This is a genomic window from Mycobacterium sp. Dal123C01, assembly GCF_052566995.1.
The window spans coordinates 4,723,459-4,749,738 of record NZ_CP199580.1; the positions used below are offsets into that span (position 1 = coordinate 4,723,459).

At 66.3% G+C, this 26,280-nt stretch carries 23 protein-coding genes and 1 pseudogene; 7 read left to right on the plus strand and 17 right to left on the minus strand.

Annotated features, from left to right (window positions below; genetic code table 11):
* Positions 1–14 precede the first annotated feature (14 nt).
* The 10 genes and pseudogenes from gmk to ACTXG5_RS22110 all read right to left on the minus strand — a co-directional run bounded on the left by gmk (position 15) and on the right by ACTXG5_RS22110 (position 10,721).
* Positions 15–575 (minus strand): guanylate kinase, encoded by a 561-nt coding sequence (gmk, locus tag ACTXG5_RS22065; protein ID WP_445164541.1) that lies wholly within the window; start codon positions 573–575, stop codon positions 15–17.
* Between the two features lie 124 nt (positions 576–699).
* Complete coding sequence (gene mihF, locus ACTXG5_RS22070) at positions 700–1,017, minus strand: integration host factor, actinobacterial type (protein ID WP_445160816.1); 318 nt, start codon at positions 1,015–1,017, stop codon at positions 700–702.
* A 454-nt stretch (positions 1,018–1,471) separates the two neighbouring features.
* A complete protein-coding gene (gene pyrF / locus ACTXG5_RS22075) occupies positions 1,472–2,299 on the minus strand; it encodes an orotidine-5'-phosphate decarboxylase (RefSeq protein ID WP_445160817.1) in 828 nt (275 codons plus the stop codon).
* Entirely contained in the window at positions 2,296–5,661 is a 3,366-nt protein-coding gene (gene carB, locus ACTXG5_RS22080) for a carbamoyl-phosphate synthase large subunit (protein WP_445160818.1), read from the minus strand. The genes pyrF and carB overlap by 4 nt, the downstream gene beginning before the upstream one ends.
* A complete protein-coding gene (gene carA / locus ACTXG5_RS22085) occupies positions 5,661–6,794 on the minus strand; it encodes a glutamine-hydrolyzing carbamoyl-phosphate synthase small subunit (protein WP_445160819.1) in 1,134 nt (377 codons plus the stop codon). Before carA ends, carB begins: the two co-directional genes overlap by 1 nt.
* Complete coding sequence (locus ACTXG5_RS22090; RefSeq protein WP_445160820.1) at positions 6,791–7,288, minus strand: PH-like domain-containing protein; 498 nt, start codon at positions 7,286–7,288, stop codon at positions 6,791–6,793. The genes carA and ACTXG5_RS22090 overlap by 4 nt, the downstream gene beginning before the upstream one ends.
* Positions 7,285–8,589, minus strand: coding sequence for a dihydroorotase (locus ACTXG5_RS22095; RefSeq protein WP_445160821.1), 1,305 nt, complete (start codon positions 8,587–8,589; stop codon positions 7,285–7,287). Before ACTXG5_RS22095 ends, ACTXG5_RS22090 begins: the two co-directional genes overlap by 4 nt.
* Positions 8,586–9,551 (minus strand): aspartate carbamoyltransferase catalytic subunit, encoded by a 966-nt coding sequence (locus ACTXG5_RS22100; RefSeq protein WP_445160822.1) that lies wholly within the window; start codon positions 9,549–9,551, stop codon positions 8,586–8,588. The genes ACTXG5_RS22095 and ACTXG5_RS22100 overlap by 4 nt, the downstream gene beginning before the upstream one ends.
* On the minus strand, positions 9,548–10,123 hold the full coding sequence (gene pyrR / locus ACTXG5_RS22105) for a bifunctional pyr operon transcriptional regulator/uracil phosphoribosyltransferase PyrR (RefSeq protein WP_445160823.1): 576 nt from the start codon (positions 10,121–10,123) through the stop codon (positions 9,548–9,550). The genes ACTXG5_RS22100 and pyrR overlap by 4 nt, the downstream gene beginning before the upstream one ends.
* Before the next feature lie 147 nt (positions 10,124–10,270).
* Positions 10,271–10,721, minus strand: a pseudogene (locus ACTXG5_RS22110) (cellulose binding domain-containing protein).
* 388 nt (positions 10,722–11,109) lie between these two features.
* Between ACTXG5_RS22110 and ACTXG5_RS22115 the strand changes: the two are divergent.
* From ACTXG5_RS22115 to ACTXG5_RS22130, 4 genes are all read left to right on the plus strand, one after another.
* Positions 11,110–12,411, plus strand: coding sequence for an MBL fold metallo-hydrolase (locus ACTXG5_RS22115; RefSeq protein WP_445160824.1), 1,302 nt, complete (start codon positions 11,110–11,112; stop codon positions 12,409–12,411).
* A gap of 40 nt (positions 12,412–12,451) precedes the next feature.
* Positions 12,452–13,654, plus strand: a complete 1,203-nt coding sequence (locus ACTXG5_RS22120; RefSeq protein ID WP_445160825.1) for an FAD-dependent oxidoreductase — start codon at positions 12,452–12,454, stop codon at positions 13,652–13,654.
* 157 nt (positions 13,655–13,811) lie between these two features.
* Positions 13,812–14,597, plus strand: coding sequence for a DUF6065 family protein (locus ACTXG5_RS22125; RefSeq protein ID WP_445164542.1), 786 nt, complete (start codon positions 13,812–13,814; stop codon positions 14,595–14,597).
* A 23-nt stretch (positions 14,598–14,620) separates the two neighbouring features.
* A complete protein-coding gene (locus ACTXG5_RS22130; protein WP_445160826.1) occupies positions 14,621–15,046 on the plus strand; it encodes a DUF6065 family protein in 426 nt (141 codons plus the stop codon).
* On the opposite strand, the gene ACTXG5_RS22135 is transcribed toward ACTXG5_RS22130, so the two are convergent.
* Positions 14,958–16,109 (minus strand): flavin-containing monooxygenase, encoded by a 1,152-nt coding sequence (locus ACTXG5_RS22135; protein ID WP_445160827.1) that lies wholly within the window; start codon positions 16,107–16,109, stop codon positions 14,958–14,960. The two genes, ACTXG5_RS22130 and ACTXG5_RS22135, sit on opposite strands and share 89 nt — an antisense overlap.
* Positions 16,110–16,305: 196 nt before the next feature.
* Here ACTXG5_RS22135 and ACTXG5_RS22140 point away from each other — a divergent pair, with 196 nt between their 5' ends.
* From ACTXG5_RS22140 to ACTXG5_RS22150, 3 genes are all read left to right on the plus strand, one after another.
* Positions 16,306–17,511, plus strand: a complete 1,206-nt coding sequence (locus ACTXG5_RS22140) for a serine hydrolase domain-containing protein (RefSeq protein ID WP_445160828.1) — start codon at positions 16,306–16,308, stop codon at positions 17,509–17,511.
* A 5-nt stretch (positions 17,512–17,516) separates the two neighbouring features.
* Entirely contained in the window at positions 17,517–18,056 is a 540-nt protein-coding gene (locus ACTXG5_RS22145) for a GNAT family N-acetyltransferase (protein ID WP_445160829.1), read from the plus strand.
* Between the two features lie 141 nt (positions 18,057–18,197).
* Positions 18,198–19,436 carry an FAD-dependent monooxygenase gene (locus tag ACTXG5_RS22150; RefSeq protein WP_445160830.1) on the plus strand — a complete coding sequence of 413 codons (1,239 nt, stop codon included), beginning with the start codon at positions 18,198–18,200 and terminating at the stop codon, positions 19,434–19,436.
* On the opposite strand, the gene ACTXG5_RS22155 is transcribed toward ACTXG5_RS22150, so the two are convergent.
* Genes ACTXG5_RS22155 through ACTXG5_RS22180 form a run of 6 tightly spaced genes read right to left on the minus strand, consistent with a single transcriptional unit; the run spans position 19,400 to position 26,080 of the window.
* Positions 19,400–22,087 (minus strand): fumarate reductase/succinate dehydrogenase flavoprotein subunit, encoded by a 2,688-nt coding sequence (locus ACTXG5_RS22155; protein ID WP_445160831.1) that lies wholly within the window; start codon positions 22,085–22,087, stop codon positions 19,400–19,402. The two genes, ACTXG5_RS22150 and ACTXG5_RS22155, sit on opposite strands and share 37 nt — an antisense overlap.
* Positions 22,084–22,836, minus strand: coding sequence for an ABC transporter ATP-binding protein (locus tag ACTXG5_RS22160; RefSeq protein WP_445160832.1), 753 nt, complete (start codon positions 22,834–22,836; stop codon positions 22,084–22,086). The genes ACTXG5_RS22155 and ACTXG5_RS22160 overlap by 4 nt, the downstream gene beginning before the upstream one ends.
* Positions 22,833–23,705, minus strand: coding sequence for an ABC transporter permease (locus tag ACTXG5_RS22165; RefSeq protein WP_445160833.1), 873 nt, complete (start codon positions 23,703–23,705; stop codon positions 22,833–22,835). The genes ACTXG5_RS22160 and ACTXG5_RS22165 overlap by 4 nt, the downstream gene beginning before the upstream one ends.
* Complete coding sequence (locus tag ACTXG5_RS22170) at positions 23,702–25,090, minus strand: ABC transporter substrate-binding protein (protein ID WP_445160834.1); 1,389 nt, start codon at positions 25,088–25,090, stop codon at positions 23,702–23,704. The genes ACTXG5_RS22165 and ACTXG5_RS22170 overlap by 4 nt, the downstream gene beginning before the upstream one ends.
* Positions 25,091–25,115: 25 nt before the next feature.
* Positions 25,116–25,346, minus strand: a complete 231-nt coding sequence (locus tag ACTXG5_RS22175; protein WP_313865989.1) for a 4Fe-4S dicluster domain-containing protein — start codon at positions 25,344–25,346, stop codon at positions 25,116–25,118.
* Positions 25,343–26,080, minus strand: a complete 738-nt coding sequence (locus ACTXG5_RS22180; protein ID WP_445160835.1) for a GntR family transcriptional regulator — start codon at positions 26,078–26,080, stop codon at positions 25,343–25,345. The genes ACTXG5_RS22175 and ACTXG5_RS22180 overlap by 4 nt, the downstream gene beginning before the upstream one ends.
* Between the last annotated feature and the right edge of the window lie 200 nt (positions 26,081–26,280).

The window sequence follows — 26,280 nt, forward strand, 5'->3', positions numbered from 1 at the left end:
GCTGGTGAGTCGGCTCATGCCGAGCCAGGCGCGTTTCCCACCAGCAAGGATACCAATTCGGCGCACGCAGACTCCAATTGGCTGTTGACCACGACCTGGTCGAAGTCCTCTTGGGCCTCCAGTTCCACCCGGGCGGTCTCCAGGCGGCGCGCCATGGCCTCCGGCGTTTCGGTGCCGCGACCGACGAGCCTGGCCTGCAAATCGGCCCAGCTGGGCGGTGCCAGAAACACGGTCATGGCCTCCGGCATTGCCTTCTTGATCGCCCTGGCTCCGGCCAGGTCCACCTCGATGAGCACCGGAAATCCCGACGCGGTGGCGGCCCGCACCGGCGCCGCCAGGGTGCCCGATCGCTGCAGCCCACCGTGGATCTCGGCCCACTCCAGCAGGGCGCCCTCGTCAATGAGTTGCTGGAACCGGGCGGGACTGACGAAGTGATAGTCGACACCGTCGACCTCGCCCGGCCGCGGCGCCCGCGTGGTGGCCGAGACACTGAAATGCAGGTCCGGTATCTGCTCTCGCAGGCACCGGACCACTGTTGACTTGCCGACCGCTGAGGGGCCGGACAGCACGACCACACGCCCGTTGCCTACCGGCTCGGGGCGTGCGGCGTGCTCGATGTCCGGTTCCCCGTCGGCGCTCACTGGCGCCCCTGGGTCGCTGCGCCGACAGGCCATTCGGCCTGCATCGTCGCAGGTCGGGTTAGGGAGTGCCGAACTTTTCCAGCAGGGCCTTGCGCTGGCGATCGCCGAGACCACGCAGGCGGCGGGTCGGAGCGATTTCCAGCTCGGTCATGATTTCCTGCGCCTTGACCTTGCCTACCTTCGGCAACGCCTCGAGCAGCGCAGACACCTTCATCTTGCCAAGGACTTCGTTGGTCTCGGCGTCCTTGAGCACCTGGGTCAGGTTGGTGCCGCCGCGCTTGAGCCGGTCTTTGAGCTCTGCTCGTGCTCGGCGGGCGGCAGCCGCCTTCTCCAACGCGGCCGCGCGCTGCTCGTCGGTCAACTGGGGAAGGGCCACGATTCCTCCGTATCTGATCAATAATCGTGTCTCTGCCGGGCACTTCAGCCCAGCGGAGACGACCGTACTCACGCTTCCTGACGAAATCTAACCCGACCCCCTGGTTAAGGGGATAAATGCCCAGCTTGCACCCCGCCGACACGTGCCGCTGGCGGCATTCTTCGGCATCGCTGGCGGCGGCCGGATCCGGTACCTGGGCGTTAGTCGCACATTCGCCGCGGCAACCCAGATCAAGCCTTCTACCTGCGGTTTTGGTTCTGCGCGGCGCGGTGCTGGATGCCGGGCGACGGACCGTCGCGGGGGCCGCCGGCGGGTAGCCCGGGGGGCTCCGTGCGGGGAATCACGATTTGCCATGGGGTTTCCGGCGTGTCGCGCCGCTGACAAACACCAGGTCGCCGCATGGAAGTCGGTGGGAAAAGATTCCGGTGTTGTTAACCGGGCCCCGATTCGCCGGCTACTGCACGGCGAGATAGGCGACGGCGTCCAGCATTTGTTGGCCCGCCGCCCGTAGGTCGGACACGCTCGGTCCGGCCCGCAGCACCTCACGCGCCACCACGGGCAGCAGCTGGCCTGGCACGGCCCCGCCCAGGCCTCCAAGCGCCTCAGGGCGCCCGCCTTGGGCGCCGACCCCCGGTACCAGCACCGGTCCCCCCAGCGCGCTGACATCGGGCGCCTGGAAGACCGTCGCGCCCAGCACCACGCCGACGTAGCCGGGCCCGGACCCGGTGGCGGACCGGTTGACCACCGCGGCCTGGTCGACGACCAGCTGGGCCACGGTGCGGCCGTCGAAGGTGGCACGCTGCACGGTCCCGCCCTCCGGGTTGGACGTGGCCGCCAGCACGAACACGCCGCGGTCGTGCGCCGCGGCGGTTTCCAGCAGCGGTCGCAGCGAGCCGAACCCCAGATACGGCGACGCGGTCACGGCGTCGGCGGCCAGCGGCGAATCCCCGGCCCAGGCCGCGGCGTAGGCCGCCATCGTCGTCCCGATATCCCCGCGCTTGGCGTCGGCCAGCACCAGCACCCCGACCGAGCGCAGCGCGGCGATCGTGCGTTCCAGCACCGCGTAGCCGGCAGCGCCGTAGGCCTCGAAGAACGCCACCTGCGGCTTGACGACGGCGAAACCGGAAAAGGCGTCCACGCAGATGTCGCAGAACTTGGCCAGGCCGTCGGCGGTGGCCGGCAGGTCCCATGCCCGCAGCAGCTCGGGGTGTGGGTCGATGCCCAGACACAGCGGCCCGCGATTCGCCTTCGCCTCGGCCAGCCGGACCCCGAACCGGGTCATTGGGCGCCCTTCTCGGCCGGTCCGGCCGCGCCGATCGCGCTGTGCAGCTCCTGCAGCGACCGCACCCCGATATCGCCGCGAATGCCCGCCTCGATGCCCTGTACGGCCGCCGATGCCCCCTGCACGGTCGTCACGCACGGGATGTTGGCCGACACCGCGACTGAACGGATTTCGTAGCCGTCGATGCGCGGGCCGGAGTTCCCATAGGGCGTGTTGATCACCATGTCGACCACCCCCGCTTTGATCGCGTCGACCGCGGACAGCGCGGGCCGGCCCGGTTGCGGCGACTCGAAATGCTTGCGCACCTCGTCGCAAGGAATTCCATTGCGGCGCAGCATTTCCGCGGTGCCCTCGGTGGCAAGGATATGGAAACCCAGATCCGCCAGCCGCTTGACCGGAAACACCAGGGACCGCTTGTCGCGGTTGGCAACCGAGACGAACACCGTTCCCGAGGCCGGCAGCGACCCGTATGCGGCGGTCTGGCTCTTGGCGAAGGCGGTGCCGAAATCGCGGTCGATCCCCATCACCTCACCGGTCGACTTCATCTCCGGACCGAGCAGCGAGTCGATGGCCTCCCCGTCGGCGCGGCGGAACCGATTGAACGGCAACACCGCTTCCTTGACCGCGATCGGAGCGTGCGGCGCCACACTGGCACCATCTCCGGACGCCACCAGCATTCCTTCCTCGCGAAGCTGGGAAATGGTGGTGCCCAGCATGATCCGCGCACACGCCTTGGCGAGCGGGATCGCGGTGGCCTTGGAAACGAACGGCACGGTACGGCTGGCCCGCGGGTTGGCCTCCAGCACGTAGAGCACGTCGTCCTTGAGCGCGTATTGCACGTTGAGCAGGCCCACCACACCGATGCCGTGCGCGATGGCCTCCGTCGCCTGGCGCACCTTCTCGATGTCGCTGCGGCCCAGTGTCACCGGCGGCAGCGCGCAGGCCGAGTCGCCGGAGTGAATACCGGCCTCCTCGATGTGTTCCATGATGCCGCCGATGTACACCTCGGCGCCGTCACACAGTGCGTCGACGTCGATTTCGACCGCGTCCTCGAGGAAACGGTCGACAAGCACCGGATGCTCGGGAGACAGGTGTGTGGCGCGGGTGATGTAGCTCTTCAGCGTCTCCTCGTCATAGACGATTTCCATGCCGCGCCCGCCCAGCACGTACGACGGTCGCACCAGCACCGGGTAACCGATCTCATCGGCGATCCGGCGAGCCTGCGCGAAAGTCGTTGCCATGCCGTATTTTGGCGCCGGCAGCCCCGCCGCACCGAGCAGGTCGCCGAAGGCGCCGCGGTCCTCGGCCAGGTCGATGGCCTCCGGCGGAGTGCCCACGATCGGAACCCCGGCGTCGGCCAGACGCTGAGCCAGCCCGAGCGGGGTCTGTCCGCCGAGTTGCACGATGACCCCGACGACACCCGGGCCGCCCCTTGCCGACTCCGCTTCGGCGCGAAACACCTCCAGGACGTCCTCGAAGGTCAACGGCTCGAAGTACAGCCGATCCGCGGTGTCGTAGTCGGTGGACACCGTCTCGGGGTTGCAGTTCACCATCACGGTTTCAAAGCCGGCTTGCGACAACGTGGTTGCCGCGTGCACGCAGCTGTAGTCGAATTCGATCCCCTGCCCGATCCGGTTCGGCCCCGATCCCAGGATCAGCACCTTGGGCTTCTCGGTCTGCGGTGCCACCTCGGTCTCCGCGGCGGGGTCAAGTTCATAGCTGCTGTAGTGGTAGGGCGTCTTGGCCTCGAACTCCGCCGCACAGGTATCCACCGTCTTGTACACCGGGTGGATGTCCAACCGCTCCCGCAACGAACGCACCCCGTCCTCGCCGGCCAATTCCGGTCGCAGCGCCGCGATCTGGCGGTCGGACAGTCCGTTGTGCTTGCCGCGCCGCAGCAGGTCGGCGTCGAGCACGGGGGCAGCGGCCAGCTCGGTACGCAGCGCAACCAGCTCGCCGATCTGCGCGACGAACCACGGGTCCACCCCGCTGGCCTTCGCGACCTGTTCCACCGAAGCGCCCAGCCGCAACGCCAGCTCGAGGTCATACAGCCGGCCTTCGGTCGGGGTCAGCAACCGGGTCAGCACCTCCTCGACGTCACCCTCGAGGTCGGGCCGCGTCCAGAAGCCGGCGCGGTCGGTCTCCAGCGAGCGCATCACCTTGCCGAGCGACTCGACGAAGTTGCGGCCCAGCGACATTGCCTCGCCGACGGATTTCATCGTCGTGGTCAGCGTTGGGTCGGCGCCGGGGAATTTCTCGAATGCGAACCGTGGCGCCTTGACCACGACGTAGTCCAGGGTGGGCTCGAAGCAGGCCGGTGTCTCCTTGGTGATGTCGTTGACGATCTCGTCCAGCGTGTAGCCGATGGCCAGCTTGGCGGCGATCTTGGCGATCGGGAAGCCGGTGGCCTTGGACGCCAGTGCGCTGGAACGGGATACCCGCGGGTTCATCTCGATCACGATCAGCCGGCCGTCGGCCGGGTCGATCGCGAACTGGATGTTGCAGCCGCCGGTGTCGACCCCGACCTCGCGCAGGATCGCGATGCCCAGATCGCGCATCCGCTGGTATTCCCGGTCGGTCAGCGTCATGGCCGGCGCGACGGTGACCGAGTCGCCGGTGTGCACGCCCATCGGGTCGAGGTTCTCGATCGAGCACACCACCACGACGTTGTCGTTGCCGTCGCGCATCAGCTCGAGCTCGAACTCTTTCCAGCCGTAGATCGATTCCTCGATCAGCACGTTGGCGCTGGGGCTTGCGGCCAGCCCGGCGCCGGCCATCCGGTCGACCTCCTCGACGGATCGCGCCATGCCCGAACCCAGGCCGCCCATCGTGAAGCTGGGCCGCACGACGACCGGCAGACCCAGCTCCTCGACCGTCTCGCGGACCTCGTCCATGGTGAAACACACTCGGCTGCGCGCGGATTCACCGCCCACCTTCGCGACGATGTCCTTGAACATCTGCCGGTCCTCGCCGCGCTGGATGGCATCGAAATCGGCCCCGATGAGCTCGACGTTGTAGCGCTCCAGCGCCCCGTTCTCGTACAGCGCGACAGCGGTGTTGAGCGCGGTCTGCCCGCCCAGGGTCGCCAGCAGGGCATCGATCTTGTTGCCGCGCTCGGCCTGCTGGGCGATCACCTTTTCGACGAATGCCGGGGTGATCGGCTCGACATAGGTGTGGTCGGCGTATTCGGGGTCGGTCATGATGGTGGCCGGGTTGGAGTTGACCAGGCTGACTTGCAGACCCTCGGCGCGCAGCACCCGGCAGGCCTGGGTGCCGGAGTAGTCGAATTCGCAGGCTTGACCGATGACGATCGGCCCGGAGCCGATCACCAGGATGTGACGCAGGTCGGCGCGACGCGGCACTAGCGTGACCCTTCCCTGTGCTGAGATGCCATCAGATCGGCGAATTGATCGAACAGGTACTCCGCATCGTGCGGGCCCGCGGCGGCCTCCGGATGGTATTGCACCGAAAATGCCCGCCCATCAAGTAGTTTGACGCCCTCCACTACCCCGTCGTTGGCGCAGGTGTGACTGACGATCGCCTGGCCGAACGGCGTATCGAACCGCTGGCCGGCCTCACCCTCCAGCGCGAAGCCGTGGTTCTGCGCGGTCACCGCGACCCGCCCGGTGGCGTGGTCGATGACCGGGATGTTGATTCCGCGGTGGCCGAAGACCATCTTGTAGGTGGACAGACCGAGCGCCCGGCCCAGGATCTGATTGCCGAAGCAGATGCCAAACAGCGGGATTCCGGCGTCCAGTACCTCACGGGTGAGCGCGACGACATGGTCCGCGGTAGCCGGGTCGCCGGGCCCATTGGACAAGAAGACCCCATCCGGCTTGATCTCGGCGATCTGCTCGAACGTGGCCGACGCCGGCAGCACGTGGCTGCGGACCCCGCGCCGGGCGAAGTTGCGCGGCGTGTTGGTCTTGATCCCCAGATCCAGGGCGGCGACGGTAAACCGCCGTGGCCCTTCGGGTTCCACGACGTATGTGCCCGAGGTGCTGACCTCGCCGGCGAGATCGGCACCCAGCATCGACGGCTGGTCGCGCACCCGGTCCAGCAATTCGTCCGGGTCGGCGAGCGCATCACCGGAGAACACTCCGGCCTTCATCGAACCGCGGCTGCGCAGATGCCGCACCAGTGCACGGGTGTCGATACCGGCGATCCCGACGATGTGCTGGCGGATCAGCTCGCCCTCCAGCGTCCCGGTGGCCCGCCAGTTGGAGGCGCGCGGCGACGGGTCGCGCACGGCGTAACCGGCGACCCAGATCTTGTCGCCGCGGCTCTCGGCGTCCTCGCCGTTCCAGCCGGTGTTGCCGATCTGCGGCGCGGTGGCCACCACGATCTGGCGGTGATAGCTGGGATCGGTCAGCGTCTCCTGATAGCCCGACATGCCGGTGGAGAAGACGACTTCGCCGAGCGTTTGGCCGGCCTTGCCGAACGGCTTCCCGGTGAAGACGCGGCCGTCTTCAAGTACCAGCAGCGCTTTAGTCACGCAGCCTCCTCCAGCCAGCCGTCGTATGGGTCGCGATTGCTTGCCCGGAACCCGGTGTCGATCTCGACGCCGGACGCTAACCGCCACCGGATTGCCAGTATCCCGTTGCGGGCCGCGACCTTTCCGCCCATCACCCGTTCGGCGCGTACCTCGGCAATCGCGCTCTGCGGAATCCAAATCGGTTTGGCGCGGCTGCGTTCCAGCAAGATTCCCTCGGGGTAGCGGCTCAGCACCGCCTTGCTGCGATACCCGAGATCGCCGGCCGTGACCCGCTCATTCCATTCCGGGGCCAGCGTGGAACCGACGTAGACACCGCGCAGCGTGGTGATGGCCGTGCCCACCTGGTCAGGCACCTCAGGCAGGTTACCGATCAGCTCCTCCTGACGGTGCGCGCGCCGGCGCCAGCCGAGCATCATCAGCTGGATGACGACCGCGATCACCACTACCAGCACGGCCGCGAAGATCAGCGAGCCCATCAGCGTCGACGAATTCATGCTGGGCTCTTCCCATCCCGAGCGGTGATCTTTCCCCGCAGCAGCGTGGCAGTCACGGTGGCGGGCAAGGTCATCGATTCAAAGGGAGTGTTGGCCGACCGGCTGGCCAGGTCGGGCCCGGTGACCGTCCACGTGGCATCCGGGTCGACCACGGTCAGGTTGGCCGGCTCCCCCACCTCCAGCGGCCGGCCGTGATCGGGCAGTCCGACTATGCGCGCGGGGTTTTCGCTCATCACCCGGGCGACATCGCGCCAGGTAAACACCCCGGGTGTCACCATCGTCTGCACCACCACCGACAGCGCCGTCTGCAGTCCGAGCATCCCGGGCCGGGCCGCGGAGAATTCGACGCATTTCTCGTGCTCGGCGTGCGGGGCATGGTCGGTGGCCACACAGTCGATTACCCCGTCGGCCAACGCTTGACGCAACGCGATCGCGTCCGCGGCTTCGCGCAACGGCGGAGTGACCCGATTCACGCCGTCATAGCTGACCAGCCTGCTGTCATCGAGCAGAAGATGGTGCGGCGTCACCTCTGCGGTGATCGAAATACCTTGATCCTTAGCCCATTTCAGAATTTCGACGGTTCCGGCGGTGGAGGCGTGACAGACATGCACGCGGGCGCGGGCGTCGCGGGCCAGCAGCGCGTCGCGGGCGACGATCGATTCCTCGGCGGATCTGGGCCATCCCGCCAGTCCCAGCCGGGCGGCCGTGGGCCCCTCGTGGGCCACCGCGCCGACGGTCAGTCTGGGCTCCTCGGCGTGCTGGGCGATCAGCACGCCCAATCCGGTGGCGTACTCGAGGGCGCGACGCATGATCAGCGGGTCATGCACGCAGACGCCGTCGTCGGAGAACATCCGCACCTGAGCGGCACCGGCGGCCATCATTCCCATCTCGGTCAGCTCGGCTCCGGCCAGCCCGACGGTGACCGCGCCGACGGGGTGCACGTCCACCAGGCCGACTTGCTGGCCGCGGTGCCAGACATGGTCGGTGACCACCGGGCTGTCTGCCACCGGGTTGGTATTCGCCATCGCGAACACCGCGGTGTATCCACCCAAAGCAGCTGCTGCCGAACCGGTTTCGATGTCCTCGGCGTATTCACGGCCGGGCTCGCGCAGGTGAGTATGCAGGTCGACCAGCCCGGGGAGCAGCACGTGATCCGTGGCGTCGATCACATCTACGTCTTTTCCGAGAACTCCGGGCTCCGTCAGTCCGGTTCCGATCTCGGCGATCTGGCCGTCATCGACCCGAACGTCGACCCGGTCGCCCTCGCCGTACAACCGGACTCCGCGCAGCAGCACAGTCACGCCGCACCCTCATTTCCCACCGATTCGGTGCCGACCAGAACATGGAACAGCACGGCCATCCGCACGTGCACGCCGTTGGAAACCTGTTGCAGCACCGCGGATTGCGATGAGTCAGCCACCGAAGACGCGATCTCCATGCCGCGCACCATCGGGCCGGGATGCAGCACCACGGCATGGTCAGGCAGCAGCGCCTGGCGCCGGCCGGAAAGCCCGTATCGCACCGAGTATTCGCGCACCGATGGGAAAAACCCGCCGTTCATCCGCTCGGCCTGGACCCGCAGCATCAGCACGGCGTCCGCGGCGGGGAGCTCGGCGTCGAGGTCATAGGAGACGGTGGCCGGCCAGCCGTCGACCCCGACCGGCAAGAGTGTCGGCGGCGCCACCAGCACCACCTCGGCGCCCAGCGTGGCCAGCAGCATCACGTTGGAGCGGGCCACGCGACTGTGCAGGATGTCACCCACGATCACGACGCGCCGGCCTTCGATGCCGCCGAGCCGCTGGCGGATGGTCAACGCATCCAGCAGCGCCTGTGTGGGGTGTTCATGGGTACCGTCGCCGGCATTGATCACCGACGGGCCCCCTTCTTCGCCGTCGGCGCGGGCAGTCCAGTCGGCCAGCAGATGCGCGGCGCCGGATGCCGGGTGCCGGATGATCAGCGCGTCGGCACCGGCCGCGTGCAGCGTCAGCGCGGTGTCGCGCAACGACTCTCCCTTGCTCACCGACGATCCGGACGAGCTGACGTTGATCACGTCGGCGCTCATCCACTTACCGGCCACCTCGAACGACACCCGAGTGCGCGTCGAGTTCTCGTAGAACATCGTGACCACGGTGCGCCCGCGCAGCGTGGGCAGTTTCTTGACCTCCCGCCCGACCAGCGCCTGCGCGAACCGGTCGGCGTCGTCGAGGATGGCGGTGGCGTCGTCACGGCTCAGGTCGCCGGCGGCCAGCAGGTGTCGGGTCATTCGTCACCGTCCCGAGAGATGACGACGCCGTCGCGATCGTCGTGCTCGCGCAGCTGCACGTGCACGCTCTCGTTGCGTGCGGTCGGCACATTCTTACCCACATAGTCGGCACGCACCGGCAGCTCACGGTGGCCGCGATCGACCAGCACCGCCAGTTGCACGGCCCGCGGCCTGCCCACGTCGCGCAGCGCGTCCAGGGCGGAGCGCACCGAGCGACCGGAATACAGCACGTCGTCGACGAGAATCACCAGCGCATCGTCGATGCCACCGGCCGGAATCGAGGTGACTTCCAGCGGCCGGGGCGGCTTTTGCATCAGGTCGTCCCGGTACAGCGTGATGTCCAGAGCGCCGTGGCCGACGTCGATACCGCTGAATTCGCCGATGTGGGCAGCCAGTCGGTTGGCCAGGATCACGCCGCGGGTCGGGATGCCCAACAGCACTACCCGTGGAGCGTCGGCGCCGTCCAGGGCTGTCTTTTCGATGATCTGATGCGCAATACGGGAAATAGTGCGGCCGACGTCGGCCGTAGACATCAATTCCCTACCGGTGGCGGCATCTTCTGCGGCACCCATACGAGACATTGACCTCCTTCTCCGCCTCTCGGGACGGATCGTTAAAGGATGTCGACTGCCGGGCAGCGTAACATTCCGCGGCCCGCACGACGATACCGGCCACGCCGGGTCCACAGCCGCTGCCGAGTACGGCCTGCGCAGTCGCCGCTAGCTGCAAAAATATTGCCGGTTGACCACACAATTCGACGGTGACGAGTAGGCACCGCTCAGCACGCCCCTGATGCCGCCGGTGGCTGAACCACCAGGAGCAATGCTGCGATTCCAATTCGCGGGGGTGATCACAAAGTGAGTACCAGATTGCGCAAAGGTGCTATTCCACGTGTGAGATACCTTCTCCCGCCGGCAAGTCGAATTCGAGTCGCCAATCGGAGAGCTCCGTCATGCTCGGGTTGGTGATGGTGAAGTGGGCGACGAAACCGGTCTGCCAGGTATGTTCCACTGCCAGCGTCGCCGTGGCTGCGGCCGCATGAGCTACCGGGGTGATGGCGAGTCCGAGGATGGCAACTATCGATACTGACACGGTTGCGTGAAGCGCTGTGCGCCAGCGCTTCACGCAATTCCTCAGTCCAAGCCAAGCAGGCGATATCGGCCGTCGCATCGCGGGTAAGCTGCAGTACCTTTGCTCAACCGAAACCGTCATGACATTTTTGGCCTCAATCCAAGCCGTGCGAACCCAGACTTGCGGACGGGGATAGTCAGAACCTTTTCCGGGCGTCGGTGAAACCGATTGCTGGTGGCGTGGTCAAACGCCGTTCACTGGTACGGCGCTGGAAATTTGCTTACGGACGCACAAAACCAGACGCGATGCGCACAGTTCCTGCGTGAATGAACGATCCGAGCGGTCCGCGTGTTGTGGTGTCTAGATGGAACTTCGTATTCACGCAGTTACCTGGCAGCTCTACGCAGGGGGTTGCTGTGCACGTTGAAGTGATCTCCACCGAGGATCTCGGGGACCGCAGCTACCTGGTCCACGACGGACCTCCGCAGTGGTCGTCGACCCACAACGCGATATCGACCGGGTCGAGAAGCTTCTTGCCGACCTTGGGGTGCGCTGCGCGATGGTCGTCGAGACCCACATCCACAACGACTACGTGACCGGCGGGTACGAGCTGTCGATGCGCAACGGGTGCCCCTACGTGCTGAACGCGGCGGATGACGTGTCTTTCGCCCGCCTCGCGGTCAGCGACGGCGACGAACTGACCGCCGGTGCCATGACCATCCGGGTAGTCGCCACCACGGGCCACACAGACACACATCTGTCCTACGTGATCTCCGAGGCAGATCAGACTCCTGCGGTCTTCACCGGCGGCTCATTGCTGTACGGCAGCGTCGGGCGGACCGACCTCGTCGACGTCGACCGCACCGAAGAACTCGCACGCGCGCAATATCATTCGGCACGGCGTCTTGCTGCAGAACTTCCCGACACAACCCCCGTCTACCCCACCCACGGGTTCGGCAGCTTCTGCTCCGCGGGGTCGGCCACGGGCGGTGACGGCGGCACCATTGCTGAGGAGAAGCGCCGCAATGATGCGCTGATCACCCAGGACGAGGACGCTTTCGTCGAAAACCTGATCTCGAACCTGACCGCTTACCCGGCGTACTACGCCCACATGGGCGGCCTCAACCGCGGTGGGCCCGCCGCGCCAGACTTGTCCCCCCCGAAACGGCTGCAGGCCGAGCAACTCCGCCGTCGCATCGACGCTGGCGAGTGGATCGTTGACCTGCGCGACCGCACCGCCTACGCCTCCTCTCACGTCCACGGCAGCGTGGGAATTGCTCTCGGACAACAATTCTCGACCTACGTCGGGTGGCTGATGCCCTGGGGGACTCCACTGACGTTGATCGGCGAGTCCGACGAGCAGGTCGCCGACGCCCAACGGATGCTGATCCGGATCGGCGTCGACGAACTCCAGGGCAGCGCCACCGGATCCAGCCAGGAGCTGAGCGCAGGCGCACCCACGTCGTCCTACCCACGGCACAGTTTCGCCGAGCTACCGGACATCCTCGTGGCCGCCGACGCCGCCACCGACGACGATGCCGTGCTGCTCGACGTTCGCCGCGACGACGAGTACGCCGCAAACTTCATCCCCGGCGCAGCACACATTCCCATGCATCAGCTACTCAACAAGCTCGACACGCTGCCCCCCGGGCAGCTGTGGGTGCACTGCGCCAGCGGCTATCGCGCCTCGATCGCCGCCAGCCTGCTCGACCGCGCCGGACGTGACGTCGTGTTCATCGACGATTCCTTCGACAACGCTGTCAAGGCGGGCCTAACCAGTCAGTCGTAATCGTCCCCACAACAGTTTTCGGCCTGAGGAGGTCTGTTCAATGACCAATACCATCAGCCACCAGGTCGCCGTGATCGGCGGCGGCAACGGCGGCATCTCAGTGGCCGCGCGGCTGCGGCGGGCCGGCCTGACCGACGTCGCGATCATCGAGCCCAGCCAGACCCACTACTACCAACCTCTCTGGACACTCGTCGGCGGTGGATGCGCACCCGCCACGGAGAGCAAGCGGACCGAGGCATCGGTCATGCCGCAAGGAGTCGCCTGGATCAAGGACCGCGCCGAGCAGATCGACCCCGACGCCCAAACTGTCACGACCGAATCCGGCACCCATGTGCATTACGACCACTTGGTGGTTTGTCCCGGCATTCAACTCGACTGGTCGGCGATCCCCGGGATGGCCGAATCCCTTGACACACCTGCGGCGTCGAGTAATTACCGTTACGACCTCGCACCCAAGACGTGGGAACTGATCAAGAAGATGCGGTCGGGCACGGCGATCTTCACGATGCCCGCGGGCCCGATCAAGTGTGCCGGGGCACCGCAGAAAATCGCCTACCTGGCCGCCAACTACTGGCGCCAGCAAGGTGTCCTCGACGCCATCCGCGTCATCCTGGTCCTGCCCACTCCAGGAATGTTCGCAGTGAAGCCGTTCGCCGACGAACTCGAACGTGTCGTCGCCCACTACGGCATCGAGGTCCGCAAGAACAGCGAGGTCACCACTGTCAACCCCGACTCACGCACGGTGACCATCTCCGACAACTCCCCGAACACCACCCAGGAAGTCGGCTACGACCTGCTGCATGTGGTGCCGCGCCAGTCCGCACCGGACTGGATCAAGACCAGCCCGATCGCCGACCCCGACAGCCCCGGTGGCTACGTCCAGATCGACAAGAACACCATGCGCCACACTCGATTCGACAACATCTTCGCCATCGGCGACGCCGGCTCCTCCCCCAACTCCAAGACCGGCGCCGCCATCCGCAAGCAAGCCCCCGTGGTCGCAGCGAACCTGCAGGCCAGCCTCGCGGGAAAACCGCTACCGGCCAGCTACGGCGGCTACGCCTCCTGCCCACTGACCACAGCCCGCAATAAGGTGCTGCTCGCCGAATTCGACTACACCATGAAACCCGCGCCGTCGATACCGTTCATCGACACCACCCACGAACGACGCGACATGTGGTACCTCAAGCGTCACGGCCTACCCGCGATGTACTGGAACCTGATCCTCACCGGCCGGGCATAGGGGCAGTCGGGTAAACACCGCAGGCTTTGAACCCGAGGAGATGGACGCCGAAGGTGGCACCGGACTCATTCCGGGTTCTTGGCCCAACTCGCGCCGCGCAGTGCCGCTGACGGGCCAAAGTCTGTGTGCAAACGCTTTCCCGGCTAATCTGGCTCGCGTGAGTGACAACTCCGACGGGCCGGGCCGTCCGTTGATCGGATTCATCACCGGTGATAACGCGCCGCAGATTGCCCCGGCACCGATTGGCCGGGCGTGGATGTCGGCGCAGTCAGACGCGGGTAAAGGTTGGCCCAGTCGGTGTTTGCCGATGCTCGTCGCCAACCAAAGCGGCTGGGAATTGCGCAATCCGTCCGCGTTCACCGCCACGTGGTTCGGTCAAGAAGACGGCGTGGATGTGCTGATCGAATCCGATGAGTACGTGGCAAATCAGTTGCTGCCGGCCAGCCATTTCGGTAACGGCATCTTCACCTGGCGTCTGCCGATGCTGTTCCGCACTCCGCCGGGCTACAACCTGTTGGTCCGCGGACCGGCAAACTATCCCAAGGACGCCGTGTGTCCATTAGAAGGCATCGTTGAAACCGATTGGGCAAGTGCGAGTTTCAGCATTAACTGGAAACTCACCCGCAAATTGATGCCGGTGCGATTCGAGGTCGACGAGCCGATCTGCATGATCGTCCCGCAGCGCCGAGCCGAGTTGGAAGAATTTGTGCCCGAACTCCGGTTCATCGAGTCCGACCAGGATCTGGACCGCAAGCATAAGTTGTTTCTTCGTGAACGTGATGGAACAAAGCACGCCGAGCAGATAGCACGGGTTGCCGCGGGTGACCGAGTGGAGTGGCAAGGCGACTACACGCGAGGCAAACACAGAGACGGCGAGGCCGGGGCACCGGATCACCAGACCCGCCTCAATCTTCGTCCCTTTGCTCAACCACGACCCGAGTAGCCGCAATGCGGTGCCCGACAGCTATGGCGCAGAGCACATTTGGCGTGGTCACCATTGCGCGTACATCTCGACGCGAGTCTGACGAAGAGTTGCAGCGCCAGCACGAGTTCTTTGTTGGCTCCCGCGGCGCGGCAAAGCAGATCGAACAGACGCGGAGGTTGGCCGCGGGAGAGCCAGTGCAATGGCAGGGTGACTATCTGCGGGGCCGACACACCGACGGCGAGGCCGGGGCACCGGATCACCAGACTCGCGTCACCTTCGTTCCTTTATGCAGCAAGCACCTGCGCCGCACCGAGAGAAGTCCTGAGACCTACGCTCCCAACAGGGCTAGCGAGATAGCTCGGTTGACTCACCTGTGCTTCAACACTTCTCGCGGATCCCGACGTACGGAGGCGACTGCGCAACGATCTGCTTGGCGAGCTGCCGTGACTGCTTGCCCACATGCCTGATCAGCGACGGTCGCAACTGGTAACCGATGAACCACAGCCCGTGCGCAGCCGGTTCGGGCGCCAGTCGCATCGGATAGCCCCAGTGGTCGAGGAGGCCGAGATGACCGACGACGGCTTGGAGCCCGGATCGGAAGCCCGTCGCGCAGATGACAAGATCGGGCTCCAGCCGGGTGCCGTCGACCAGGGATACGGTGCTCCGGTCGAAGCTATCGATCGTTTTGACCACCTCGATGGATCCATTCCTGATCGACCCGATTACGCCGGCATCGACGACGGTCGGAGGATCGTTGCGCGCCGCGCAGGCGGCAAACGGCCCGTCGTCCGGAATCGGCAATCCATAAGGGGTGAGATCGCCGACGGTTCGCAGTCGGACGAAACGGGCGACCGCATCAGCGACGGCAACCGGCGCGTGATGAAGCGGAGCTGCAATCAGCTCCGGCGCGATCCCTTGAAACCCGTTGCGTATCAGGATATTCGGTGGATTTCGAATCGCGAGCCACACCTTTTTCGCCACCGGCGCCAGCGCATGAGCGGCCTCCAGGCCGCCCGGGCCCGAGCCGACCACCAGGACCCGCTTGGCGGTGTGGTCCGCAGCACCGCGGAATTCCGACGAGTGCAGCAATTCACCGGTGAAAGTGTTCAACTGTGTCCACGCCGGAATGTATGGGGTGTTCGCATGGCCGGTCGCGATGACAACGTTGTCGGTGGCGATGTCGCCGTCGGATGTCACCACAGTCCAACCGCCCGGTTGCGAATCGATGCGCTCAACCGTGATTCCCAGCATTAGCCTGGTGCCATCTTGGTGTGCGTAGCGATCGAAGTAGTCTGCGACCTGACTGCAGGTTGGAAATGTGGGCGTCCGCTTGGGATATGGGCGACCCGGCATATGGGAGAGTCGGTTAGGGGTATTGAGTCTGTCCGTCTCGCCGCGGCTTCGCCACCAATTCGCCACATGGTCGGCACGCTCCAGCAGAATCGGTACCACCCCCCGATCCCGAAGGCTGACCGCCGTGGAAACGCCAGCCGGACCCGCGCCGACTATTACCACACGTTCTTGGTGCATTTTCCTCGCCTCGAACGCTCGGGCGGCACGCCGGATCGGGCATTTGACTGAACCCTCGTAGTGCCGTTGCGCCCCATGGCACCAAACTATCTTTATCTGATGGCATATGCAATCAGATGGTGTGTGATCTCAGATACTCCCTGCACCGGCCGGTGTCCTGTCGAGGACTTAACAAAGCGGCCGCTACCCTGACCGGGTGAATCTCGATGGCAATCAGGCCTCCATCCGCGAGGTCTGCGACGCAGGCCTGCTCGCCGGCGCGGTGACGGTGGTGTGGCAGCACGGAGAACTACTGCAGGTCAACGAGATCGGCTATCGCGATGTCGACGCGGGCCTGCCGATGCAACGAGACACGCTGTTTCGCATCGCGTCGATGACCAAGCCGGTCACAGTGGCGGCGATCATGAGCCTGGTCGACGAGGGCAAGTTGACGCTCAAAGACCCGATCACCCGCTGGGTGCCGGAATTGGCCGCCGTGCAGGTGCTCGACGACCGGCACGGCCCGCTGGACCGCACGCACCCGGTGAACCGGGCCATCCTGATCGAGGATCTGCTGACCCATACCAGCGGCCTGGCCTATGGGTTCTCGGTGTCCGGGCCGATCTCGCGGGCGTACATGCGGCTGCCGTTCAACCAGGGCCCTGATATCTGGCTAAACGAGCTAGCCAAGCTGCCGTTGGTACATCAACCCGGCGAGCGGGTCACCTACAGCCACTCGATAGATCTGTTGGGCGTCATCGCTTCTCGTGTCGAGGACAAGCCGTTCTACCAGGTGCTCGACGAGCGGGTGCTGGGCCCGGCGGGCATGCCCGACACCGGATTCTTCGTCTCCCCCGAAACCCGCCGACGCGCCGCGACCATGTACTCGCTCGACGACAACCATCGGCTGCGGCACGACGTGATGGGGCCGCCGCACATCACGTCGCCCGCGTTCTGCAACGCCGGCGGCGGGTTGTGGTCGACCGCCGAGGACTACCTGCGGTTCATCCGGATGCTGCTCGGTGACGGGACGGTCGACGGCGTGCGGGTGTTGTCTCCCGAATCGGTGCGCCTGATGCGGACCGACCGTCTCACTGACGAACAGAAGCGACACGACTTCCTCGGGGCGCCGTACTGGATGGGCCGCGGGTTCGGGTTGAACCTGTCGGTGGTGACCGATCCGGCCAAGTCCACGCCGCTGTTCGGGCCAGGCGGAGTGGGAACGTTCAGCTGGCCCGGCGCCTACGGGACCTGGTGGCAGGCCGACCCGAACGCGGAGCTGATCCTGCTGTATCTGATTCAGAATCTGCCCGACATGACCGTGGACGCGGCGACCGCCGTCGCGGGTAACACGTCGCTGGCGAAACTGCGCACGGCGCAACCGAAGTTCGTCCGCCGCACCTATCAGGCACTCGACCTCTAAGCGCCATGGCCGATTACCTCCCTGACCGTATCGCCGGGCCGCGGCTGCTGCTGCGCCTGCCGGTCCTCGACGACGCCGGCGCACTGTTCCAACGAGTCGCCCGCGACCGCGACGTCACCAGATATCTGCTGTGGTCACCGCATCCCGACGTGAAGGCAACGCGGCGGGTGATCGCCGAGAAACTCAACGCCAGCACCGACGAGCGAACCTGGGCGATCACGCTGCAACACAGCGGCGACATCATCGGGCTGACCAGTTGCCGGCGCGCGGCGCCGCATTCGGTCGAAATCGGTTATTGCCTGGGCCGGCGGTGGTGGGGCAAGGGTTTGATGGCCGAAGCACTCGACATGCTGCTGGGCGCACTGGAAGGGGACCAAGGCGTGTACCGCGTCTGGGCCACCTGCAATGTCGACAACGATCGATCGGCGCGATTGCTGGAACGAGCCGGATTCACGCTCGAGGGCCGGCTGGCCCGCCACGCCGTGTACCCGACGATGGGACCCGAACCACAGGACAGCTTGCTCTACGCCAAGGCCCGCCCCTAGCGCGTTGAGTGTGCGTCGCAGGCGTTGAGTGTGCGTCGCAGGCGTTGAGTGTGCGTCGCAGGCGGGAAATCGCCGAAGTTTGCGCCCGGTGCGCACACTCAACGCCCTGAGCGCACGCCCGAGTCCCATAGGCTGGGCCACATGACCAAGCCGACCGTCCTGATCAGCGGCGCCGGCATCGCCGGGCCCGCGCTCGCGTATTGGCTCACCCGGTCGGGCTATCAGGTGACGGTGGTCGAGATTCACGACAGCATCCGCCCCGGCGGCCAGACCGTGGACCTACGCGGCGCCGGGCGGGCGGTCATCGACCGGATGGGCCTGCTGGATCAGATGCGCGCCCGCGGGCTGGAGCAGCGCGGTGTCGCGTGGGTGAAGGGCGACGGACGCCGACGCGCCGAGATGCCGGTCGAGGCCTTCCACGGCAACGGCATGGTTAGCCAGCTCGAGATTCTGCGCGGCGACATTGCCGAAGTGCTGTACGGGGCTACCGCCGCAGACACCGACTACCGGTTCGGCACCCGCATTACGGAGCTGACGCCGGACGACGACGCGGTCACCGCGACGTTGTCCGACGGAACGACGCTGCGCGCCGACATGGTCGTCGGCGCCGACGGTCCGCATTCGGGAGTGCGACGGCTGGCCTTCGGGCCCGAGGAGAAGTTCGTCAGGCCGCTGGGCGGCTACCACGCCTGGTTCACCGCACCCGATACCATCGGGCTGAACGGCTGGTTTCTGATCTACCAGGCGCCCGGGGGGCTCAACGCGTCGATGCGCCCGTCGCACGACCCCTCAATTGCCAAGGCGGGGCTGGCCTTTCGTTCCGAGCCGCTCGGCTACGACCGCCGGAACGTCGAGGAGCAACGCGAATTGCTGGCCGCTCGGTTCCGCGGCGCCGGGTGGCAGTCCGATGCTTTGATCGCGGCCGCACGCGAGGCCGACGACTTCTATTTCGACGCGTTCGCCCAAGTTCACCTGGACACTTGGTCATCCGGGCGCGTTGCACTGGTCGGCGACGCCGGCTACTGCGCATCTCCGCTGAGCGGCATGGGCACCAGCCTGGCGCTGGTCGGCGCCTACGTGCTGGCCGGCGAATTGGGCCCGAGCACCGGTGCCGCCATCGACGCGAAGCGATGGGATGACGCCCTGGACCGCTACCAGACGGTGATGCGGCCCTACGTGGACCGGTGCCAGACGCTGGGCAATACCGTCGAGCGGTATGCGCCGAATTCGGCCGCCGACATCGCCATCACGGCGATGACGATGAAGTACATGCAGCGCCGGCCGTTCCGCGGTTACGCCGAACGGAAATGGTTCACCACCGCCGATGCCGTCGACCTGCCCGACTATGCGTCTTGGACTTCCAACGCCCGGCGCGCATAGGCCCGCACGTCGGCGTCGCTGTCCTTCAACGCGATGCCGAGTGCGTCACGGGCCGCGGCCTCACCGCCCCACCGGGTCAGGCTGAGCACGGCCGCCTTGCGCACGTCGAGATGCGCATCGGACAGCGCATCGGCCAGCCGGGGCACCGCGAGTTCGGTGCTGGCGCCGGCCAGCGCACGAGCTGCGCCCACGCGTACCTGCCAGGCCGGTGCCCGCAGCGCACGCTCGACCGCGACGAAATCGTCTTGACTGCACCCTAATTCACCCAGTGCGGCCAGCGCGGCCGCGCGCACCAACGGATCGGGGTCGGCGATCAGCGCGCTGGCGGCCTCGACACCGGCACGCAGCGTGGCCAGGCCGCCGGCCGCCACGATACGGACTTCGCGGTTCTCGTCGCGGGTGGCCGCCTCTACCCCGGCCACGTCGTCCACCGACACCAGCGCCCGCACGGCCTCGATACGCACCCGGTGGTCGGGATCGTGGAGCGCGCGGCGATATTGGGCGGCCGCACCGGCCCGGCGGGCGGCCAGCAGATAGACCGTGGCCGCGCGCACGACCGTGTCAGGAGACAATAGATACGGCTCGGCGCCGGCCGGATCGGGCAGCACCTCGACCAGTTCGCGGATTCCCTCGGCGCTGGCGCGGCGTACCCCGGCATCGACGTCGTCCAGCGCGGTGAACAGGGCGGGCGCATAACCGTCCGGAATGTGCTCGGTGAGCGTCGCCACGGCGGTGCGGCGCACCCCGGGATCCGCGTCGCCCAGATACGGTTGCAGGTCGGCGATCGTCGGCTCCTCGAGTGCGAGGACCTCGGCGATCCGCGGCGACGGCGGCTCGAATGCGGTTGGGGCCGAGGCGATTCGCGATCCGGCGGTGGCCGGGGCTTTGCCGCCGACCAGCGGTGGCTGCTGCACCTCGTGCACCGTCTGGTCCGTGGGTGGCAGGCCATCCAGCTCCGGAACCGACACAAAATAGGGAGCCACTGGGCGCTTGAGGAACACCATCTCGCCGTCGGATCCCTTGAGCAGGTTCAGGTGATAGCCCCATTGGGTGTCGTCGCGGACCGGCATGTCGGCCCGCTCGTGGTACAGACCCCAACGGGATTCGGTGCGGGTGAGCGACGAGCGCGCGGCCATCTCGGCGCAATCCCGGATGAACGACACTTCGACGGCCCGCATCAGCTCATGTGGATTGTGCGCACCCATCTCGGCGATCTCGGCTTGCATCCGGTCGAAGGTGCGCACCGCAATCGAGAGTTTGGCCGCCGTCTTCGGTGGCGCCACATAGTCGTTGACGAACCGTCGCAGCTTGTATTCGACCTGCGGCTGCGGCGGACCGTCCGGGTGCTGCAGCGGACGGTAGATCAGCTCGTGCGCGGCACGCAGTTGATCGTCCGGGAGTTGTGCTGGCGCAGTCACTTCCGAACGCACCGAGGCGGCGTGGGTGCCGGCGAGGTCGCCGAATACAAATGCCCCGATCATGTAATTGTGCGGGACACACGCCAAATCGCCAGCGGCGTACAGTCCGGGCACCGTGGTTCGGGCATGCTCGTCGACCCAAACTCCGGAGGCGGAATGACCACTGCACAAACCGATTTCGGAAATATGCATCTCAATGTCATGGGTGCGGTAATCATGGCCACGGTTGGCGTGGAATGTGCCGCGGGTGGGCCGTTCGGTGGTATGCAGGATGTTTTCCAGCGCGGTCAGCGTCTCATCGGGCAGGTGGGAAACCTTGAGATAGATCGGTCCGCGGGCGGAGTCGATCTCGCTTTTGACCTCGGACATCATCTGCCCCGACCAGTAGTCGGAGTCGACGAACCGCTCACCGTGCGAATTGACCTGGTAGCCGCCGAACGGGTTCGCCACATAGGCACAGGCCGGACCGTTGTAGTCCTTGATCAGCGGATTGACCTGAAAGCATTCGATGCCCGACAGCTCGGCGCCGGCGTGGTAGGCCATCGCGTACCCGTCGCCGGCGTTGGTCGGGTTCTCGTAGGTGCCGTACAGGTAACCCGATGCGGGTAGCCCGAGCCGGCCGCACGCTCCCGTCGCCAGAATCACCGCCTTGGCGCCGATGGCGACGAATTCGCCGGTGCGCGTGTTCAATGCCGCGGCACCGACCGCCCGGCCGTCATCCACCAGCACCCGCACCGGCATCAGCCGGTTCTCGATCTGGATCTTCTCCCGCATCGACCGCTGCCGCAGCACCCGGTACAGCGCCTTCTTGACGTCCTTGCCCTCCGGCATGGGCAACACGTAGGAACCCGAGCGGTGTACCCGGCGTACCGCGTACTCCCCGTGCTCGTCCTTCTCGAACTTCACCCCGTAGCGCTCCAGCCGCTGCACCATCGCGAACCCGCGACTGGCCGACTGGTAAATGGTGCGCTGGTTGACGATTCCGTCGTTGGCGCGGGTGATCTCCGCGACGTAGTCCTCCGGTTCGGCCTTGCCCGGGATGACGGCGTTGTTGACGCCGTCCATGCCCATCGCCAGCGCGCCGGAGTGCCGCACGTGGGCCTTCTCCAGCAACAGCACCTGAGCGCCGTGTTCGGCGGCGGACAGCGCCGCCATGGTTCCCGCGGTGCCACCGCCGATGACCAGCACGTCGCAGTCGAGGCGCGCCGGCGTGACCTCTGGAATTTGCATCATGCCGCTACCGCCGAGTGATCCAGTGCCGCAATGACTTCGGCACGTAAACCGGTGCGCTGCTGATCGACGCGCGGCTCCGGCACGTCGATCAGTGCGCGCAGCGGCCGGCCGGCCTTGCCCAGCACGGCGATGCGGTCGCCCAGCAACAGCGCCTCGTCGACGTCGTGAGTGACGAAGACGACCGTCGTCGGGTGCGCGCTCCAGGTGTCGATCAGCAACCGCTGCATGGCCGTGCGGGTTTGGGTGTCCAGCGCGCCGAACGGCTCGTCCATCATCACCGCGCGCGGCGTCCCGGCCAGGCCGCGGGCCAGCTGCACACGCTGGCGCATACCGCCGGACAAGCTCTTGGGCAGGTAGTCGCCGAAGCCGGTCAGGCCGAGCTCGGCGATCCAGCGGTCGGCCTCGGTGCGCCGGCCGGCACGCGGGACGCCACGCAACCGCAGGGCCAACTCGATGTTGGACCGCACGGTGCGCCAGGGCAGCAGCGCGTTGTCCTGGAACACCATGCCCCGGTCGCCTGAGGTGGTGGTCACGTCGGCGCCGTCGGCCAGAATTCGGCCGTCGTCGGGCCGCAGCAGTCCCGCGAGCGCACGCAGCACCGTCGACTTACCGCAGCCCGAGGGTCCGGTGAGCACCAGGATCTCCCCGGGGCGCACGGACAGGCTCAGCCCGTCGATCACCGGCTCTCCGGTGTAGGACAAGCGAACTCGATCCACTTCCAGACTCATTCCCGCCTGTTTGAAGGTCATCGCTGCTCCTCCTCCGCGCGCGGCAGCCAACCGGTCACCCGACGGCCGACGAGTTCGACGGCCGCCGCCGTCGCGAATCCCAGCACGCCGATGGTGATGATGCCGACGAACACCTGGGGGTAGGCCAGCACGGTGTAGTCCTGCCAGGTGCGGTAGCCGATCCCGAGGCGGCCCGAGATCATCTCCGCGGAGATCACGCAGATCCACGCCACCCCCATGCCGACCGACAGCCCGCCGAACACTCCCGGCAGGATGCCGGGCAACACCACCTGTCTCAGCACATCCCACCGGCCGCCGCCGAGGGTGCGCACCGAGTCTTCCCACAGGGTGGGCAGCGCCCGAACCGCATGCCGGGTGCTGACCATGATCGGGAAGTACGCCGCCAGGAACGTGATGAACACGATGCCGGACTCGTCGGTCGGGAACAGCAGGATCGCCACCGGAACGATCGCGATCGCCGGGATGGGCCTGGCCAGCTCGGTCAGCGGGCCGAAGGTGTTGGCGAACAGCCGGGAGCGGCCCAGCAGCACGCCCGTCGCGACGCCGATCACGGCGGCCAGCCCAAAGCCGGTGAGAATCCGGAGCAATGACTGCGCCAGGTCAAGCCAGTACTCGTAGGTTCCGAGCCGGCGCTGCAACGCGTGGACGATCTCGGTGACCGTGGGCAGCGTGTCGAATCGCAGCAATAGCCGCACCTTGCCGGCCGTGAGCACCTGCCACAGTCCGATTGCGCCGGCAACCGACGCAAGCCGCAGCAGTCGCCACTGCCACGGCGAGGTGGCACGTCGCGGCGTACCGGCCGCCGGGACCGCGGCGATGACATGACCGGCGACCGGGGCTGCCGGGTCGCCGGTCAGAAAAGCAGTCATACCGAACCTCCAAGTGCCTGTTGGTAATTCACGATAGCGCCGCCAGGGTGGGCGGCGAGATAGCGATACGCGCCGGCCGGGGTTCCGAACGGCAGGTAGTTCTGTCCGTCTTGCACCCAGACCGCCTTGTCGGCGAACCAACGGGTACCCAGCTCGGCATCGGGAACATAGGCGGCACGGACTTTGGCTCCGTGCGCGGTCGCGTCCCTTACCGCCCGAAGCAGACTGGTCGGATTGGCGATTGTTTGAGTCACCTCGGATCCGTCCAGCCACAGTTCGCTTGCCAGTGCGGGGTCCCCGCCGAGCACGGACGGGTTGGCAGCGGCGGCCCGGGTTGCGTCGTAGTTCAGTCCGCGAGCGCCGAACACGGCGCGCAACGGCGCGTCCTGGACGAAACCGCCGACGTCGAGGTCGGCGAAGTCGTCGATCGACTTCAGGTACGGCACATCGTTTTTCAGCGCCTCAATGAGCGATGGTTTGAGTGTGGTATCGAATGACGTACCGCCGGGACCGTTGTAGAGGTACACCACTTCCTGCGGCAGCCCGCTTGACTGGGCGACGATACGGGCCGCCTCCAGCGGCTTTTGGTTCAGGAAGTCGGTGGCATCCAGTTGCGCCTGCAGGAAGGCCGCCAGCACCTCGGGATGAGATGTCGCATACGAGCGCCGCACCACCACACCGTGCAGGGTGGGCAGGTTCAGCTCGGCACCGTCGTACAGCAGTTTGGCCTTGCCCTGGAACACGAGCAGTCCCGGCCAGGCGACGAACTGCGAAAGGGCCTGTACCTGGCCGGATTCCAGAGCAGAAGCACCCACCTGCGGCTGCTGGTTGAGCACCTCCACGCCTTTGATCCCGGCCCTGTCCAGCGCCCGCATCAACGTCCCGTGACCTGCCGAGCCCACGCTCGCCGAGACCTTTGAGCCGGCCAAGTCATTCAACGTGGTGGCCGACGAGCCGGGCGCCACCACAACCATGTTCAGTGCGCCCTTGGGGTTGTAGCCGGTGATCGATACGATTTCGGTTTTCGCCAGCGGGTTGGCCTGCGTCTTGGACCCGTTGATCAGCATCGGGTAATCGCCCATCGAACCGATGTCGATCTTCTCGGCAAGCATCTGCGCGGTGATCGGGGCACCCGTGTCGTAATCCTGCCACCGGACCGCGTATTTGGTGCCGGTGCGGGTGGTGATGTCGGCGAGCCGGTGCTCGAGGTAGCTCTGGGCGCGCAGCAGCGTGCCGGCGGTCACGGTGTTGATGGTCTTGGACTGGTAGCCGATGACGACGTTGACCACCCCGGAGGACGTCGATAATGATTCCAGCGAGCACCCGGACACGGCCGCGATGATCGCGACCGCGACCGACACCAGCCGAAAGGCGTGTCGTTTCATGAAAGATCCTGGGCTGTAGGTTATTTCAGCGAAGTAGATACGGCATATTGACCGTGACAGCACCGGTCGGGCAGCGGGCCGCACAGGGTCCGCAGTACCAGCATTCGTCGACGTGCATGAAGGCCTTGCCGGTGTCGGGGTTGATGGCCAGCGCGTCCAGCGGACAGATCTCGACGCAGAGCGTACAGCCGTCGATACACAGCGATTCGTCGATCGTGACCGGCACGTCGACTCGGTTGTTGTTGACCAGCGTCATGGCTTGCTCCTTATTAAGTTGCCGCGCATGGTAATTCGATCGCCCCGCATCCTGATGTACTCCAGGTCAACGGGTCTGCCGTCGTCGAGACTGGTGAGGCGCTCGAGCATGAGCAGCGCCGACCCGTCGGGTACCTGCAGGGTGGCTGCTGAATGCGCATCGGCGGGGATGGCCTCCAGCGCCAGCGACGCCGAGCCCAGCCGCTGTCCGGTGACCTGCTCGATCAGCGCGAACAGATCGTGAGTTTCCAGCGGGTGATCCAAGATCCGGGTTCCGATATCCGGGGTGAGATAGGTCAGGTCGAGGGACAGCGGCAAGTCACCGAGATAGCGCAACCGCTCGATGAACACCGCCTGCTCCCCCGGTTCCAGCTGTAATCGGCGAGCCACCGACGGCGGGGCGGTGATCAGCATCGCGGCCCGCACCTCGTTGCGGACCTCGCCCTGATCCTTGAAGGTTTCCTTCAGCCCGAGCAGCGCATCGAGCCCGTGCTCGTACTTGCGTTGCGCGACGTGGGTGCCGACCTTGGGTCCGCGGTCGATCAGGCCTTCGTGTTTGAGAACGCCGAGCGCCTCACGAATGGTGTTGCGGGAGACGAAGAATTCGGCGGCCAACTCGTTTTCGGTGGGCAGCCCGTCGGGATAGGCACCGGTATGGATCTGCTGGCGCAACACGTCGGCGGCCCGGCGGGCACGGTCGGCCCGGGGTCCACTGGCGGGTACGACTGCAGCCACGCCGTCACGCTAATGCAGCTCAGGGCCGCTTTCCGGGCCCGCGATCGGGGCCCTACTCGGGGCTGAGGGTATTGCGCCGGGTGCACTTCAGCGTCCACCAGCAGAAACCGGGGCCCCGGCGGCTATTGCGCCACCTGGGAAAACGCTCCGCCTTTGCGATCCGGGTGAGCGGAAAGGACGGCCCACCGGGACACCATGTT